Annotated in this window: 14 protein-coding genes; 7 read left to right on the forward strand and 7 right to left on the reverse strand. The window is 35.5% G+C overall.

Translation table 11 applies throughout. The annotated features are described in order from the left end of the window. Positions 1-3: 3 nt before the first annotated feature. Positions 4-1,167 (reverse strand): formimidoylglutamase, encoded by a 1,164-nt coding sequence (locus QWY91_RS11015; protein ID WP_290234938.1) that lies wholly within the window; start codon positions 1,165-1,167, stop codon positions 4-6. A gap of 5 nt (positions 1,168-1,172) precedes the next feature. Next, positions 1,173-3,713, reverse strand: coding sequence for a type I DNA topoisomerase (gene topA / locus QWY91_RS11020; RefSeq protein ID WP_290234942.1), 2,541 nt, complete (start codon positions 3,711-3,713; stop codon positions 1,173-1,175). 561 nt (positions 3,714-4,274) lie between these two features. Here topA and miaB point away from each other — a divergent pair. From miaB to groL, 7 genes are all read left to right on the forward strand, one after another. Next, positions 4,275-5,720 carry a tRNA (N6-isopentenyl adenosine(37)-C2)-methylthiotransferase MiaB gene (gene miaB, locus QWY91_RS11025; RefSeq protein ID WP_290234945.1) on the forward strand — a complete coding sequence of 482 codons (1,446 nt, stop codon included), beginning with the start codon at positions 4,275-4,277 and terminating at the stop codon, positions 5,718-5,720. A 60-nt stretch (positions 5,721-5,780) separates the two neighbouring features. Beyond that, entirely contained in the window at positions 5,781-7,073 is a 1,293-nt protein-coding gene (locus QWY91_RS11030) for a sigma 54-interacting transcriptional regulator (protein WP_290234948.1), read from the forward strand. A 44-nt stretch (positions 7,074-7,117) separates the two neighbouring features. Beyond that, positions 7,118-7,621 (forward strand): LPS assembly lipoprotein LptE, encoded by a 504-nt coding sequence (gene lptE, locus QWY91_RS11035; RefSeq protein WP_290234950.1) that lies wholly within the window; start codon positions 7,118-7,120, stop codon positions 7,619-7,621. Positions 7,622-7,628: 7 nt separating this feature from the next. Continuing rightward, positions 7,629-8,513 carry a DUF8458 domain-containing protein gene (locus QWY91_RS11040; RefSeq protein WP_290234953.1) on the forward strand — a complete coding sequence of 295 codons (885 nt, stop codon included), beginning with the start codon at positions 7,629-7,631 and terminating at the stop codon, positions 8,511-8,513. Further along, on the forward strand, positions 8,513-8,875 hold the full coding sequence (gene secG / locus QWY91_RS11045) for a preprotein translocase subunit SecG (RefSeq protein WP_290234955.1): 363 nt from the start codon (positions 8,513-8,515) through the stop codon (positions 8,873-8,875). The genes QWY91_RS11040 and secG overlap by 1 nt, the downstream gene beginning before the upstream one ends. Before the next feature lie 151 nt (positions 8,876-9,026). Then, a complete protein-coding gene (locus QWY91_RS11050) occupies positions 9,027-9,302 on the forward strand; it encodes a co-chaperone GroES (protein WP_290234958.1) in 276 nt (91 codons plus the stop codon). Between the two features lie 72 nt (positions 9,303-9,374). Further along, positions 9,375-11,015: a chaperonin GroEL gene (gene groL, locus QWY91_RS11055; protein ID WP_290234961.1), complete on the forward strand. Its 1,641-nt coding sequence runs from the start codon at positions 9,375-9,377 to the stop codon at positions 11,013-11,015. 459 nt (positions 11,016-11,474) lie between these two features. On the opposite strand, the gene QWY91_RS11060 is transcribed toward groL, so the two are convergent. Genes QWY91_RS11060 through QWY91_RS11080 form a run of 5 tightly spaced genes read right to left on the reverse strand, consistent with a single transcriptional unit; the run spans position 11,475 to position 16,598 of the window. Next, positions 11,475-11,612, reverse strand: coding sequence for a hypothetical protein (locus QWY91_RS11060; RefSeq protein ID WP_290234963.1), 138 nt, complete (start codon positions 11,610-11,612; stop codon positions 11,475-11,477). A 38-nt stretch (positions 11,613-11,650) separates the two neighbouring features. Beyond that, entirely contained in the window at positions 11,651-12,280 is a 630-nt protein-coding gene (locus QWY91_RS11065) for a copper homeostasis protein CutC (protein ID WP_290234964.1), read from the reverse strand. Position 12,281: 1 nt separating this feature from the next. Continuing rightward, a complete protein-coding gene (locus QWY91_RS11070; protein WP_290234966.1) occupies positions 12,282-14,927 on the reverse strand; it encodes a carboxypeptidase-like regulatory domain-containing protein in 2,646 nt (881 codons plus the stop codon). Between the two features lie 31 nt (positions 14,928-14,958). Next, positions 14,959-15,759: a GLPGLI family protein gene (locus tag QWY91_RS11075; RefSeq protein ID WP_290234969.1), complete on the reverse strand. Its 801-nt coding sequence runs from the start codon at positions 15,757-15,759 to the stop codon at positions 14,959-14,961. Then, the gene (locus tag QWY91_RS11080) at positions 15,756-16,598 is read right to left on the reverse strand and encodes a GLPGLI family protein (protein WP_290234971.1); all 843 of its coding nucleotides are present in this window, start codon (positions 16,596-16,598) and stop codon (positions 15,756-15,758) included. Before QWY91_RS11080 ends, QWY91_RS11075 begins: the two co-directional genes overlap by 4 nt. Positions 16,599-16,655 lie beyond the last annotated feature (57 nt).

Consider the following 16,655-nt stretch of genomic DNA (forward strand, 5'->3'; position numbering starts at 1 on the left):
TTTTTATACTTCGTTTTTTCTTTTTGCTTTATACCATCTTTCCGGAATTACTTGATTACAAGCTTCCAGATAATCTTCCTCACTACAAGGTAGTAACGTAGTTCTCTTCAATTTAGTATTGAGGCTAGCTACGTAAGGAATTTCTATCCACCAACGACCACTCGTTGGGCTTTTATAAAATACAAGAATATCATCGTCTATTGGAACCTGATATTTTATAAAATCTTGCTTTGCCGCAACAGTATTTTCGTTATTTCTATAATTAACACCTTCAGCAAAATACCACATCATCTGTGCGACTATCATGCCAGACAACGAGTTTAAACTAGAATTGTATTCAAAAATACCAAAAGAGCTTACTTTATCACTTAACCCGGCATATCGAGATATTGCACAAATTTCTTTCCCACTAAAACCGTTTGGGGATTTAAAATAAGAACTTCCGATGGATGCTGCATCAATACTATTTAGATCTACACTAACCAAATTAGCTGCACGCATGATTGGTTCTATTAACGAAATATCATTGCTAATTTCTCCCAATCTATAAGCATCGAAAAACAACCGATCCATTAATTCTATTTCTTCCTGAGAATTAAAATAGGTTTGATAACCGATATTAGAATAATTAAAAAGATTATATGGTTCGTTAACAATAATCTTAGAAACATAAGACTTATTTGAAATCACCTGCTCTGCATCTCCAAGATCAAATCTGGCATCAACATTTACAAGATTCACCATCTCATCCAAAGTATCATACGCTCGATATTGGGCATAGATCAGATCCTGAGACCCACCAAGAATTACAGGAATAACATCCTTCTTCACTAAATCGGCGACTGTTTTTTCTACAGCAAAATAAGTATCTTTTACCGTTGCTCCTTTTTCGATATCTCCTAAATCTGCAATATTTAAATGCCAATTTCCTGGAAACAGGCTATAAAAAGCTTTCCTAATTCCGTCAAAATGCAATAGATCATCTTCTTCATTTTCAGCAAGACGATTTTCTCTTATCCCAATGATGGCAATTTGAACATCATTAAGATCCGGAACTCCGGTTGATCCTGAATTAAATTTAGCGTTTGCACCTATACTATGCGCATTTAAACCTCGCGCGTAACTAATTAAATCTTCACTTAAAGGACTTAAAAAATCCAACTCCATTCAGCTTATTTTTTTGGTGTTTTCTTGGTTGCTTTCTTGGTCGTTTTTTTGGCGGTCGTTTTCTTCTTGGATGTCTTTTTCTTAGCCGCTTTTTTCTTCGGAGTTTTTTTAGCAATTATATCTTTTGCTTCTTCCAAAGTGATTTTTGTAGCATCTACCGTTTTTGGCAATTCTACTTTAGTTTTACCCTTAATCACGTTAGATCTTCCCCATCTGGCTTTTTCAACTCTAATTCCTTCTTCTTCCCAGTTGTGGATAACTTTCTCGCGCTCTTTACGCTTTTTATCCTCAATTAGTTCTTCGATATCTTCACCAGAAAGGTTATCAAAATCGTACTTTTTATTTACGTTTATAAAAATACCATTCCATTTTAGGTAAGGACCAAAGCGACCAACTCCTTTTTGTACCGGTAAATCTTCATATTCGTAAATAGGAGCATCGGCTTTTTCTTTTTCTTTGATAAGTTCCATAGCGCGATCAAAATCGACACTCATAGGATCTTCACCTTTTTCTAAGGAAACATATTTCTTACCGAATTTCACATAAGGACCAAAACGGCCATTATTCACCTCAACTTTTTCATCTTTATATTCTCCCAATTCCTTCGGAAGCTGAAAAAGATCCATAGCTTCTTCGTAGGTAATGGTATCCAGGGTTTGATCTGGACTTAAACTTGCGAATTTTGGTTTTTCATCGTCTTCTACAGATCCAATCTGAACCATTGGCCCAAATTTCCCTAAACGAACACTCACCGGTTTTCCAGTTTCTGGATCTTCTCCTAAAATTCGTTCTCCAACTTCACGATCTGCATTTTTAGCAACATCCTGTACATGAGGGTGAAAATCGGTATAAAAATCCTTCATCATTTTTGTCCACTCCTCATTACCTTCAGCAATATCATCAAAGCTTTGCTCTACTTTTGCTGTAAAATTGTAATCAAGAATATTAGAAAAATGATTTACTAAAAAGTCATTTACTACTTTCCCAACGGCAGTTGGCACTAATTTACCTTTATCACTTCCTACCGTTTCAGTTAATTGCTTTTCTGAAATTTTTCCTTTTTCAAGAGTAAACTGAACATATTCGCGTTCTGCCCCATCAACTGATCCTTTTTCTATATAATTTCGATTCTGAATTGTAGAAATCGTCGGTGCATAGGTAGACGGTCTACCAATCCCAAGTTCCTCTAATTTCTTTACCAAAGAAGCTTCAGTATATCGATAAGGCGGACGCGTAAATCTTTCCGTAGCATTTATAAAAATATTCTGAAGCGCTTCATTTACCTTCATTTCCGGTAACATCCCGCTTTGTTCTTCAGAATCTTCATCATCACTACCTTCCAAATAAACTTTTAAGAACCCCTCAAATTTTAAAACTTCACCGTTGGCCGTAAAAATTTTATCGTGTTTATTCGCTTCAATCTTAACGTTAGTTCGCTCTAATTGCGCTTCAGACATTTGGGAGGCAATAGCACGTTTCCATATTAACTCATACAAACGCTGCTCGTCACGATCTGCTCTAACAGAATGGCTTGCAAAATTTGTAGGACGTATGGCTTCGTGAGCTTCTTGCGCGCCTTTAGTCTTTCCTTTAAATTGTCTGGTTTTTGCATATTCTTCTCCGTAAGCTTTTAAGATCTCTCTATTTGCACCTTTACGCGCATCTTCAGAAAGGTTTACGCTATCGGTTCTCATATAAGTAATATGTCCAGCTTCGTAAAGACGTTGCGCTAAAGTCATCGTTTTACTTACCGAAAAATATAATTTTCTAGAAGCTTCCTGTTGTAAAGTCGAGGTTGTAAATGGCGGTGCCGGAGATTTCTTCGCAGGCTTTTTAGTAAGATCGGCTACTTTAAAATTAGCACCCAAATTATCTTTTAAGAAAGCCTCTGCCTCTTCTTTAGTATCAAAATTCTTAGGGAGTTTAGCCCTAAACGTTTTACCTTCTGAATTGGCAAATTCAGCATCAATTCTATAAGAAGCTTCAGCTGTAAAATCTTCGATCTCGCGTTCTCTTTCAACAATCAATCTTACCGAAACACTTTGTACTCGCCCAGCAGAAAGACCTCCTTTTACTTTCCTCCATAACACCGGAGAAAGCTCGTATCCTACAAGTCGATCTAAAACCCTTCTCGCCTGTTGTGCGTTTACCAAGTTATAATTAATCCCTCTAGGATTATCGATTGCTTTTAATATCGCGGTTTTTGTAATTTCGTGAAATACAATCCGCTTAGTATTGTTGCCTTTTAACTTTAGCTCTTCTGCAAGATGCCAAGCAATAGCTTCTCCTTCCCGGTCCTCATCACTCGCTAGCCAAACGGTCTCTGCTGTCTTAGCCAAACCTTTTAGTTTACGAACTACATCTTTTTTATCTTTAGAGACTATATATTTAGGAGTAAAATCTCCCTCGGTATCTACACCTAATTCTTTCTTTGGAAGGTCAGCAATATGCCCAAAGCTAGAAGCCACCTTATAATCTTTCCCCAAAAACTTTTCAATCGTTTTTGCTTTGGCAGGAGACTCCACGATCACTAAATTTTTTGCCATAGTTTACAGTTTTGTAAGTGCAAAAGTATATCAATTTTTTTTTAACCTAGGAAATGAATCATTAAATCGGTTTTAAAATGGAAGAATTTGCGCTACAAACAGCCTTTTTTGAAAGCTTTTTTCATAAAAATAACATGCCCGCATTACTGCAGGCATGTAAAAAATAACCAAACATAAATAACAATCTTAATTAAGACACTTAATAGATTGATTTTATTATATTTACCACCAATTACAACTAGTGTTTACCCCGATCTACAACAGTCATCATTAGGCAGAATTATTTCATAGGTGTTATATTCTTTATTGACTTTGTTAGTAAAGATCGGGGGTTTCACTCTTATTCTACTTTTTTAAAAAAATAATTCCAGTCTTTTTTTTTGAAGCTAACTTCCCAAATTCACAAAGCAAGGTTTTCTTTTCTTTAGCACTATTACAACCTTTAGATGCAGAAATTGCTAGAAGGTTGCTTAAAACTTTCAAAAAAAATTACTGCCACTTTGGCACAATAACCTTAAAACGTATCTTTGCAAACTAATTACCTAAGCTTAGTATAGCATTATGGAGAAGATTATTGACGAAAAGCAACAGGGAAACTCCCTGGTTATTGAGCCGAAGACCGAAAATAAAAGAAAACTTTTTATTGAAAGTTACGGTTGCCAGATGAACTTTAGCGATAGCGAAATTGTAGCTTCCATACTTTCTAAGGAAGGATACAACACTACGCAAAAATTAGAAGAAGCTGATTTGGTTCTGGTAAACACCTGTTCTATTAGAGAAAAAGCAGAGCTGACGGTAAGAAAACGTCTTGAAAAATACAACGCTGTAAAACGCATTAACCCAAAAATGAAAGTTGGGGTTTTAGGCTGCATGGCCGAGCGACTTAAAAGTAAATTTCTAGAAGAAGAAAAAATTGTAGATCTGGTTGTCGGCCCAGATGCTTATAAAGATCTCCCAAACCTAATAAGTGAAGTTGAAGAAGGTAGAAACGCTGTAAATGTTATTCTTTCTAAAGAAGAAACGTATGGTGATGTTTCGCCGGTACGTTTACAATCAAACGGAGTTTCTGCTTTTGTATCGATTACCAGAGGTTGTGATAACATGTGTACTTTTTGTGTTGTTCCCTTTACACGTGGTAGAGAGCGTAGTCGTGACCCACAAAGTATTATAAAAGAAGTTAACGACCTTGCAGAAAAAGGCTTTAAAGAAATTACACTTTTAGGCCAAAATGTAGATAGTTACCTTTGGTATGGCGGCGGAATGAAAAAGGATTTCGAAAAAGCTTCGCCTATGCAAAAAGCTACTGCTACTGATTTTGCAACATTGCTTAAATTGGTGGCTGAAGCGCAACCGAAAATGAGAGTTAGGTTCTCTACCTCGAACCCACAGGATATGACTTTAGATGCTATCGAAATGATGGAAAAATATCCCAATATCTGTAATTCAATTCACCTGCCAGTACAAAGTGGTAGTGATAGAATGCTTCAGAAAATGAATCGTTTGCACACGCGTGAAGAGTATTTCAACTTAATTGATAATATAAGAAAACTGATTCCAGATTGTGGAATTTCGCATGATCTTATTACCGGTTTCCCAACTGAAACAGAAGAAGATCATCAGGACACTATTTCACTTATGAAATATGTAAAATATCATTTCGGTTTTATGTTTGCTTATTCTGAAAGACCCGGAACCATGGCGGCAAGAAAATTTGAAGATGATATTCCTGCGGAAATCAAACAAAGAAGACTTGCTGAAATTGTTGCCCTTCAGCGGGAACATAGCCAATATCGAACTCAACAATACATAGGAAAAACTGTAGAAGTTTTAATTGAAAAATCGTCTAAAAAGTCTGATGCTCATTGGAGCGGCAGAACATCCCAAAATACAGTCGCAGTATTTCCAAAAGAAAATTACAAAGTAGGTGAATTTGTAAATGTAAAAGTGAAAGATTGCACCAGTGCAACCTTAATTTGTGATCCAATTGGATATAGCGACAATAATTAATCAGATTTTTATTTCAGATTTTCAAAAATCAATCAGTAACATTCAATACTGCATACTTTAATGGAATCAGTACAGGCCACAAAACAACGTTTCGGGATTATAGGAGACGATCAAAAACTTAACCGATCGGTAGAAAAAGCGATACAGGTTGCTCCCACTGATATTTCGGTTTTAGTAACTGGAGAAAGTGGTGTTGGTAAAGAGAGTATCCCAAAAATAGTACATTCGCTTTCCCATCGAAAGCACGGTAAATACATTGCGGTTAACTGTGGTGCTATACCAGAAGGAACTATCGATAGTGAACTGTTTGGACACGAAAAAGGCGCATTTACGGGTGCAACACAAACTCGTAGTGGTTATTTTGAAGTTGCCGATGGTGGAACCATTTTTCTTGATGAAGTTGGAGAATTACCGCTACCAACTCAGGTTCGTCTTTTACGGGTTTTAGAAAACGGGGAATTTATGAAAGTAGGTTCTTCTAAAGTACAGAAAACCAATGTAAGGATTGTTGCCGCGACCAACATTAATATGTTTGAGTCGATTAAAAAGGAAAAATTTAGAGAAGATCTTTATTATCGATTAAGCACCGTAGAAATTAATCTTCCACCTTTACGAGATCGAAAAGGAGACATTCATTTACTTTTTAGAAAATTTGCTTCAGATTTTGCTCTAAAATATAAGATGCCTACCATTAGGTTGGAAGATGATGCCGTACTTTTGTTGCAAAAATATCATTGGGGTGGTAATATTCGTCAACTTCGGAATATCGCAGAGCAAATTTCAGTATTAGAACAAAAACGTTCTATAAATGGAAAAGAGCTGAAAGAATATCTTCCGGATATGGGGAGCAACTTACCGGCTGTAATTTCAGATAAGAAGAAAGAAAGCGATTTTAGTAACGAGCGTGAAATTCTTTACAAGGTACTTTTCGATATGAAAAACGACCTTAACGATCTAAAGAAACTCACCCTAAAATTGATGCAGGAAGGAAATTCTAAAGAAGTTAGAGATGAGAATGAAGGTTTGATTCAGAAAATCTACGGAAATGGCGATGAGGACGAAGAAGACTTTAATGTAGAAGATCTGGATAGTGATAATCTTGAAGTACTTCAGATCCCACAGCAAAGTAGTAAAAGTGAGTACGAACCACAGCCAGAAAATATGTCTGAAAAAGACAAATATCACTTTGCTGAAGAAATTGAAGAAGAAGAAACGCTTTCCCTTCATGATAAAGAATTAGAGCTGATCAAAAAATCACTAGAGCGCCATAGCGGAAAACGTAAAGCAGCCGCTGAAGAATTGGGTATTAGTGAACGCACGCTCTATCGAAAGATCAAACAATACAATTTATAATCAATATTTGCCGTTTTAAAAGCAACATTTTGGCAACCGAAACTATGAAGAAATTAGGACTAGTTTTATCGATTATCGCTGTTTTGAGTTTAGTTTCCTGCGGAATATATTCTTTTACCGGAGCGAGCACAGGAAATGCAGAAACTTTTCAGGTAAATAACTTTCAAAACACGGCAGATCTAATAGAACCCGGAATTGAAAGAACTTTTAAGCTGAATTTGCAAGATTTAATTCAAAGTCAAACGAATCTTACTTTAACAAATAATAATGCAGATCTAATTTTTGAAGGTGAAATCATCGATTATTATATCGCACCGATGACGGCGACTGCACAAAATACAGCAGCTCAAAACCGTCTAACAATTGCAGTCCAGATTAGATACTATAATACTTTAGAGCCCGAGAAGGATTTTGACAGACGATTTTCTTTTTACTACGATTACCCAGCAGGACAGCAATTGATCGGCGGAACTTTAGACACTGCTATAGAAGAAATTTACGATAGAATTACCCAGGATATTTTTAATGCAGCTTTAACCGATTGGTAGAAAGTATATGGATTTAAAGAATTTCACATATTTATTAGAGCATCCAGAGGAAGTTTCTCCTCAAGATACCCGGGCATTAGAGGATGTACTAATGAGCACGCCTTATTTTCAGGCGGCACGTGCAATTCGACTAAAAGGATTAAAAGATGCAGAGAGTCCTTCTTACAATTCCGCATTAAGAAAAACAGCTGCTTTTACTACTGACCGTGAAATTCTATTTGAGTATATAAGTTCTATAAATTTCAATCAAAATAGAATTGCAAATCAAATAAAAGAACAAGAGGATAAACTTTATAATCTTGAAGTTACAGAACCAATACAGGTACTTGGTAAAAAAAGTATGGCGATTGGAGAAGCGATTCAGATGAAACAAGATGAATCGGATAAAGTGATGGATCCTGAATTGTTTGAGCGCTCAAAGTTTCAAAATAAAACTGAGGCACAAGGAGAACCAGATAAAAAGGATGAACCAGAAGATCAATTAAAAATTGGCCAACCTTTACAATTCAATAATGCTGAATCACATAGTTTTTCAGAATGGTTGCGATTGACTTCGGCGCAGCCGCTTCAGGATAAAAAACAAGAAGAAGAGGAAGATCAACCAGAGAATGTACAGAAGAAATTTGATCTTATTGATCGTTTTATTTCTAAAAATCCAAAAATAAAACCGACCAAAGCTGCTCCTAAAGCGAGCGTTCCCGATCTGTCTACGCCAGCTCCGGAAGCCTTGATGACAGAGACTTTAGCCAGAGTTTACCTAGAGCAAAAGAATTACAAAAAAGCAATCCAGGCGTATAAAATTTTAATTTTGAAAAATCCCGAAAAAAGTGGTTTCTTTGCAGACCAAATTCGAGCAGTCGAAAAAATTCAGGAAAATAATAAAGACAAATAATGAGCACTTTTACAATTTTTTTAGTTTTAATAGTTATCGTAGCATTTTTGCTAGTGGTAGTTATCATGGTGCAAAATCCTAAAGGAGGAGGATTATCTTCTTCTATTGGTGGCGGTGGCCAACAAATTGGTGGTGTACAAAAAACAAACGACTTTTTAGATAAAAGCACATGGACACTCGCAACCGTATTACTTGTACTTATCCTTGTAAGTAATGTTTCTATCATGGATGGTAATAATGGTTTTAGTGATTCTAAAATTTTTGATGAAGATGAAGTAGAAAATGCTTTACCACAAAATACAGTGCCAGCACAGCAAAACGGGCAAACACAAAACGCTCCTGCTGCAGATAGCGCTCAATAAAAATACAATCCCATTTTAATGGTTAAAAATGCCAGCTTGTCACTAAGCTGGCATTTTTTATTTATTAATGTCAGCTTTTTTCAGATGGCATAATTTTCGAATTATTCAGTTTCGAGTATTTAAATTAATTAATCAAAATAAAATTATAGAAATGGGACTAAACATTAAACCGCTTTCTGACAGAGTTCTTATCGAACCTGTTGCAGCTGAAACTAAAACGGCTTCAGGTCTTTATATTCCCGAAACCGCTAAAGAAAAACCACAAAGAGGTAAAGTTGTAGCGGTAGGTAAAGGAACAAAAGATCATGACATGACTGTTAGTGTTGGTGATACAGTTCTTTATGGCAAATATGCCGGTACCGAGCTTAAATTGGAAGGTACAGATTATCTTATCATGAGAGAAGACGATATTCTTGCAATCGTATAATTTCTTTCTGAATTCAATTTAAAATTAACCAATTTTTAGCTGAATTTCTCAGCTACTAAAATTTACAATAAAATGGCAAAAGATATAAAATTTGACATCGAAGCACGTGACGGAATCAAACGTGGTGTAGATGCTCTTGCAAACGCAGTAAAAGTAACATTAGGACCTAAAGGTCGTAACGTAATTATAAGTAAATCATTTGGTGCGCCAACAGTAACTAAAGATGGTGTTTCTGTAGCAAAAGAAATCGAGCTGGAAGATGAGCTTGAAAATATGGGGGCGCAGATGGTAAAAGAAGTTGCTTCTAAAACTAACGATCTTGCTGGTGATGGTACAACTACTGCTACTGTTCTTGCTCAAGCAATCGTTAAAGAAGGACTTAAAAACGTTGCTGCAGGTGCAAACCCAATGGATCTTAAAAGAGGAATCGATAAAGCAGTAGAAGCTTTAACTAAAAACCTTGCTGAGCAAACTCAGGAAGTTGGTGATTCTTCAGAAAAAATTAAGCAAGTAGCTTCTATTTCTGCGAACAACGACGAGCTTATCGGTGAATTAATTGCTGAAGCTTTTGGAAAAGTTGGTAAAGAAGGAGTGATTACTGTAGAAGAAGCTAAAGGAACAGATACTTATGTAGATGTTGTTGAAGGTATGCAATTCGACAGAGGTTACCTTTCTCCTTACTTTGTGACTAACAGTGAGAAAATGACTGCTGATCTAGAGAACCCTTATATTCTTCTTTTCGACAAGAAGATCTCTACAATGAAGGATCTAATGCCAATTCTAGAGCCTGTAGCGCAATCTGGAAAGCCACTTTTAATTATTGCTGAAGATGTAGACGGTGAAGCACTTGCTACATTAGTAGTTAACAAATTAAGAGGTTCTCTTAAAATTGCTGCTGTAAAAGCTCCAGGATTCGGAGATCGTAGAAAAGCAATGTTAGAAGATATCGCTATTCTTACCGGTGGTACTGTAATTTCTGAAGAAAGAGGTTTCTCTCTAGAAAATGCAACTATCGATATGTTAGGTACTGCTGAAAAAGTAGCTATAGATAAAGATAACACTACAGTTGTAAATGGTTCTGGTGATGATAACGCTATTAAAGAGCGTGTAAACCAAATCAAAGCACAAATTGAAACTACAACTTCAGACTACGACAAAGAAAAACTACAAGAGCGTCTTGCTAAATTAGCAGGTGGTGTTGCAGTTCTTTACGTTGGTGCAGCTTCAGAAGTTGAAATGAAAGAGAAGAAAGATCGTGTAGATGATGCACTTCATGCAACTCGTGCAGCTGTAGAAGAAGGTATCGTTGCCGGTGGTGGTGTTGCTCTTGTAAGAGCTAAAGCCGTTCTTGAAGCTATTTCTACTGAAAATGCAGATGAGGCAACAGGAATTCAAATTGTTGCTCGTGCTATCGAATCTCCGCTTAGAACAATTGTTGAAAATGCAGGTGGCGAAGGCTCTGTAGTAATTAACAAAGTACTAGAAGGTGATAAAGATTATGGATACGATGCGAAAACAGACACCTATGTAGATATGATGAAAGCTGGCATTATCGATCCTAAGAAAGTTACTCGTGTAGCCTTAGAAAATGCAGCTTCTGTATCTGGAATGATCCTTACTACAGAATGTGCTTTAATCGATATCAAAGAAGATAACGCTGGTGGCGGCGGAATGCCACAAGGAATGGGCGGCGGAATGCCAGGAATGATGTAATCCTTCCCATTCTATAAAATTATAAAAGGCTGTCTTATTTATTTAAGGCAGCTTTTTTTTTGTTTTAAAACAACCAAAGAATAGAGAAGAGAGAAGAGAGAAGAGAGAAAGCTATAATTAATTTTTAACTCCGAAAGCTATTTGGAATTAATTATATAAAACTAATGAAAATTCTAAGCTGAGAATCCTTTTTGACTTCGAAACTTTATAAGGAAAGAAATTGATTCGTTTTTACTATTCAAATTTGCGTACAAAACATCAACAATGTGCTGTTCTGAATATAAGGAATAGAAGATAAAAACTGAATGATTGTAATAGAATTCAGCTTTAGCGATGAAATAAAAAGACGTACAAATTCACCTAAAGCTAATAAAAATTGAAGGCTGATCTATCAAATATAGCTATCCTTCTGAAATTCACAAGTTTCGTAATAAAAGCTTAAATTCTAATTATTTAAACTTAATGAATCAAAGCTCCCAAAAGACCTGATTTAAAATCACTCCAATCCATAATTATCTGAAATACAACAATTGCCAGAATAATTAGAACTGTAATTTTAAGATTTTCCTCCGGTTTCTTCTTATTTTCAGCTTCCATATTAAAAACGTTTGGATAAGCTAAATTATAAAAAATTATTAAAACACACCAAGAATTTGGCGTCCATGATACGCCCATGCATCGACACTTTTATGCATCTGGTCTAAATTCTCTTTTGTAATGCTTCCGGCAGGCATGATTTCCAGTTGGTTACCAGCGATTGCTATCATCCTTTTTAGGGTTGAAATTCCCTCTTCTGCAGTAGTTTTTCCTCCTGAAGTCAAAATTGTATTAATTCCGTTGATTTTAACTATATCTTCTGTCGCCTTTAAAATATCCGGAGTTTCGTCAATGGCTTTATGAATTACGACTTTTAATGGCTTTGCTATTTCAACCAAGACTGCAATCCGATCCAAATCTAGAGTTTTATCTTCATTCAATATTCCAAAAACCACTCCTTCTACTCCAACCGATTTACAGAATTCAATGTTCTGCTTCATCATTTTAAATTCAGCTTCAGAATATATAAAATCACCTCCACGAGGTCGAATCATTACGCGAATCGGAATCGAAAGTAGATCCTTTGCTTGCTTAATCACATCTCGTTCAGGAGTAATTCCGTCTAAAGCTAAGTTTGCACATAATTCAACCCGATCTGCGCCCAATGCTTCAGCCTTTAAAGCTTCATCTAAAGATTCTACACAAGCTTCTGTAATAAAATTAGTCATTCTATAGCGTAAATTTTAAAGTGGCTAAAACCTGCGAAGGTCGCAATCGATAACTACTCTCCACATAGTAGTATTGATTATTATAAGCATTACTAAATTGATCGGTATTCAGAATATTTCGCCAACTAATATTCAAGTCCATTTTTGGCTTCTCAAAAGTAAATTGATAACCAAGGTTTACAAAATAATTATCCCCATTTTCAGACAAAGAATTGCCGTAATATTCGCCACTGACACTTAAATATTGATTGTCTTTTGGATAAAAATACAAATCGATAACATGCTGATGGGTTTCTATTTGCTGAAAATCACTTTTTTCAAATCCAGAGGTATAAGTCGAAAAATTACCCGAATAATTTGCAATTAACCAGCTGGAAATTTCAGCATCAACACTTCCGCGTAAACTGAAGCTTTTGGTATTTACCTCAGCCAGCGTATTATTTAAAAGCTGTTGTCGTTGTGATAAATTATAGGAAGCATTCAGCTTAAAGGTTGTTTTTAGTTTTCTAAAATATTTACTTCCACCGCCTCTAAAGCTATGCGTATTGCTACTATTGTCTAGTATGACTGCTTCTAAAATAGTTGTTCCATTTTCACCAATATTAGAACTGTACAGCAAATTATTTTCAGTAAAACTATACGAATAAGATGCATTTAAAAACAATTGCTTCAGTGGATTTCTATAGGCCAATCCGCCTCTATAACTTTGTTGCTGTTCTTCGGAAATTGGTGCGTTGTAGCGATTTAAATTTCGGTAGCCATTCAGTAAAAATCCATAGTATAATTGCTGAATTTCGGCAAATTTGTAACTTAATCCTGCTGAAGCATCTACTTCCCAAAAGGCTGAAAGCTTTTTATCTACAGAAAACCTGGGTTCGAAAATCAATCGATCTAAATTTCTTTTTTCTTCAAAGTTATCATCTTCAAGATCGAAACTTTTAAACGCTAGCGGTGTACTTAAATTCAAATTCCAGGTTTCATCCTTACTTTTAAACCTAAAAGAATTTTTAAAATAGACCGAAGATTCTACAAATTCGGTTCTATTCTTAAAATCGGCATCTAAAACCTCGTCACCTTCTCCTAGAAAAATATCGGTGTCTAATTGTTGATTTTGGATCGAAAATCCAAATTTTGGTGAAATGGTAAATCTACCCAGCGCCTTGGTAAACCCAGCAGAATTATCGGTAAACCATTTTTTTGCAGAAACTAATTGCTGAATTTCCTCATAAGGATCACCGCCATTAAAAATAGCTTCAAATTGCCCCGGCTGCACCAGTAGCTCTTGATTGGTTTTCGTGTAACCAGTATTTGAATTAAAAGTGATTAATTGCTTCCCTACCGTTCTAAGAAGGCGCAAATTATTTTTAATTCCGAAGAAAGGATTTTCCAGCTGCTGCTTTATTTGTGAATCAGGACGGTCGATTAAACCACGATTAGCATTCCAAAATCCATTGAATTCTAATTGGTTTTTAAAATAATTTTTATCGGCATTATTCTCTAAAGTTAGTTTTCCCTGAAGCGTACTTAAATAAAGTTCGTTATTAGTATTTTCGATCACATCGATCGTATCTGTAGGCGTAAAATATCGTGTTTGCGTTTTTCCATCCTGCTGTTGGTAATCGTTTAAATAAGAAATATTCAGCTTAAGATCCATATCCTCCTTAATGCGCTGTAAAATATTCGCGGAACCTAAATGCACATTATTATCCAACCAACGCTCTTGGGAAAAAGGAGGTTCTGCTACATTCTGAATCGACAACCAATCAGTTTTATCGATCGTAAACTCATCGCCAAACAAACGAATCGAAAAATCACGAATTTCACGAGACACATCGCTCCCGGTATTATTGCTTTGGTAGGTAACAAGCGCCTGTCGCTTTTTATTGAAGATCATTGGCGTGATCTTAGTTTGCCAAAGCAAAGGTGCAGCACCAATCCCGGCAGTAGCGGTTCCGCTCACCGTAATATCTTTTTTAAGCTTAATATTGATTGAAGCTCGCTCTGAAAATTCTAAACTATCCAAAACTTTAACCGGCTGATGATTCTCAAGAATCTCGACTTTAGAAACCGCATCGGCAGAAAGATTATTATTTGCCAGATTATACCGCCCTTCCAATAAATCTAAACCTTCGATATAATATTTCTGAATCGGCTCATCTTTATAAAATATCTGTCCGTTTGGCCGAATATCGATTCCCGGTAATTTCTTTAAAATATCTGCTATTACGCGATCATTTTTATCTTTAAAAGCATCTACCGAAAAACTAAGCGTATCGCCGCGTTGCTGTAAAATTTCAGATTTCACCAATACTTCTTTTAAAGCTTCTGAAGAAGGCAAAAGTTTCACTTCTAATTGCTGTGATTTATTCTGAACAGTTTTTTCAAAAGTCCCAAAACCAATATAGGAAACTTTTAAAAACAAAGATTCTGATTCAGTTTTTACGCTGACTTGAAATCTTCCATCAGAATCTGAAATCCCATAAGCCAATATCGAAGAAATAGAATCTTTACTGATCATTATTGTTGCACCACTAAGCTTTTTACTGTTATCGTCGAAAACCTGACCTGAAATTTCAGTTTGAGAATAGCCCGCAAAAACAACGAATATTGATATCAGAAAAAAGAAAATCTTCCTAGAATTATTCAAATGATTATATTTTTTGATTGATGATGATTTTTTACTTCTGAAGCTCGATGGGATTATTTCGTCGCTTATACTTTTTAGTGAGCTCTTTTTTTTGCTTAGCTTCATCTTCCTCACTCCAACCAAACCTTATTCCTGCCTTTTCCATTGTTCCAATAGGATCGCGGTTATAATCGTCCCGAACCCGGTCAAGTTCTTTTTGAGAAACAGCTTTGTAACTATCCAAATTCAATAGCTTATTCACCGGCTTTTCTAATTCCTGAAATCCGGTAAGAGTAAAATGATAATCATCTCTAAAATCTGAAATTCCTACAATAAGACCCGGTAAACCACTAAACTTATAAGGCCCGTCTGAGAATGGTAGCTCTGGCGCAAACCAGGCGATATATTTTCTACCTGCAAAAGCACCTGTAGCTTTCTGAACGCTAAAGCCTAAAATTTCTTTATTTTCTGGTTGAATTTCCCAATCGATCTGTTTTAGATCCTGTTGATATTTAAATTCATATTGAAAAACCTTTTCGGCTAAAGTGATTTCATTATCCTGATAATCTTTGTAGATAGTATAGTCAAAGTCAGTCATTTGGTTATACTCCCCCATCGTCATGCCTTTAGGATTAGGCATGTTCTCTAGAGAATCTTTAACTGCTTTACCTAAACTGGAATATCGTGAGTGGTCTTTTCCTAAATATAATACGCCTTTTTCAGTTTTTATAGAATTTTCATCTGTAGAATCTTCCTGATATTCGAGTTGATAAGTTGCTTTATAGGAATATGAATTTTGCGCCACTACATTTTCTAAACAAAGTATAAAAACAAGGATAAAAAGACTTCTCATTTTTCTAGTTCTATAGGATTATTTTTTTTAGCCAGTTCTGCTCGATGCTTTCTAAGATAATCTTTTTTATCATCTCCTACAATCTCGACACGTACCGTCTTGCCACCTTCACCTACATAATTATTGATATAACTAATTGGATCGCTTTCATAGGTTGACAATAAATCCAAAAGCTCCTTTTTCTTAACCTCTTTATATTTTTCAGGAAAGATCTCGTACTCTAAAGGATTTGCAAGTTCTTCAAAACCAGCGAACTTAAAAACGTATTCAGCTTCGGTATCCTGCAATTCTAATATCAGTCCCGGTAAACCTGCAAATTTATAAGGTCCATCGGTAAGTGGAATTTCTGGTGTAAACCAGGCGATATAATCTCTACCTGCAAAACTTGATGTTGCTTTTTGCACTTGGTATCCAGCGATCTCTTTAGCATCAGCCTGTATTTCCCATTTTATTTGATCTAAAAAGTTTGAATAGTAAAGTTTATCGCTTAAAAGCTCAATTCCATATCCAATTTTATTTTCTGCTTTATTTTTAAAAATTTGATATTCAAATTCGGTTTTAGCAGCTTCCATTTTACTTCGCCACTTTTCAGATCCAATCTCGGCAGCTATCACATTCTTTTTAATGGAATCTTTAAGTGCTGCTCCTCTACTTATAAATAAAGACGAATCATTATTTGCGAAAAGCCACATAATTTCAGATTTACTAGATTCTAAATCTGTTGAATCTAATTTATAAGTAAGTTCATAGCCCACTCGATAGTTAAGTTTATTTTGAGCTTTAAGTTGAAAAGCACTTAACATTAAAACACCTAGAATGAAGATAAATTTATTTTTCATATTTGATTTCTGATTGATTCATTCACAATATCTTATATAAATTGAAAAGAAACAACT

The sequence above is a fragment of the Zunongwangia endophytica genome (assembly GCF_030409505.1).
GTDB lineage: Bacteria > Bacteroidota > Bacteroidia > Flavobacteriales > Flavobacteriaceae > Zunongwangia > Zunongwangia endophytica.

Bases quoted from the DNA above. Each gene is read 5' to 3' on its own strand.
- QWY91_RS11015 (WP_290234938.1), bottom strand. From the start codon at position 1,167: ATGGAGTTGGATTTTTTAAGTCCTTTAAGTGAAGATTTAATTAGTTAC.
- topA (WP_290234942.1), bottom strand. From the start codon at position 3,713: ATGGCAAAAAATTTAGTGATCGTGGAGTCTCCTGCCAAAGCAAAAACG.
- miaB (WP_290234945.1), top strand. From the start codon at position 4,275: ATGGAGAAGATTATTGACGAAAAGCAACAGGGAAACTCCCTGGTTATT.
- QWY91_RS11030 (WP_290234948.1), top strand. From the start codon at position 5,781: ATGGAATCAGTACAGGCCACAAAACAACGTTTCGGGATTATAGGAGAC.
- lptE (WP_290234950.1), top strand. From the start codon at position 7,118: ATGAAGAAATTAGGACTAGTTTTATCGATTATCGCTGTTTTGAGTTTA.
- QWY91_RS11040 (WP_290234953.1), top strand. From the start codon at position 7,629: ATGGATTTAAAGAATTTCACATATTTATTAGAGCATCCAGAGGAAGTT.
- secG (WP_290234955.1), top strand. From the start codon at position 8,513: ATGAGCACTTTTACAATTTTTTTAGTTTTAATAGTTATCGTAGCATTT.
- QWY91_RS11050 (WP_290234958.1), top strand. From the start codon at position 9,027: ATGGGACTAAACATTAAACCGCTTTCTGACAGAGTTCTTATCGAACCT.
- groL (WP_290234961.1), top strand. From the start codon at position 9,375: ATGGCAAAAGATATAAAATTTGACATCGAAGCACGTGACGGAATCAAA.
- QWY91_RS11060 (WP_290234963.1), bottom strand. From the start codon at position 11,612: ATGGAAGCTGAAAATAAGAAGAAACCGGAGGAAAATCTTAAAATTACA.
- QWY91_RS11065 (WP_290234964.1), bottom strand. From the start codon at position 12,280: ATGACTAATTTTATTACAGAAGCTTGTGTAGAATCTTTAGATGAAGCT.
- QWY91_RS11075 (WP_290234969.1), bottom strand. From the start codon at position 15,759: ATGAGAAGTCTTTTTATCCTTGTTTTTATACTTTGTTTAGAAAATGTA.
- QWY91_RS11080 (WP_290234971.1), bottom strand. From the start codon at position 16,598: ATGAAAAATAAATTTATCTTCATTCTAGGTGTTTTAATGTTAAGTGCT.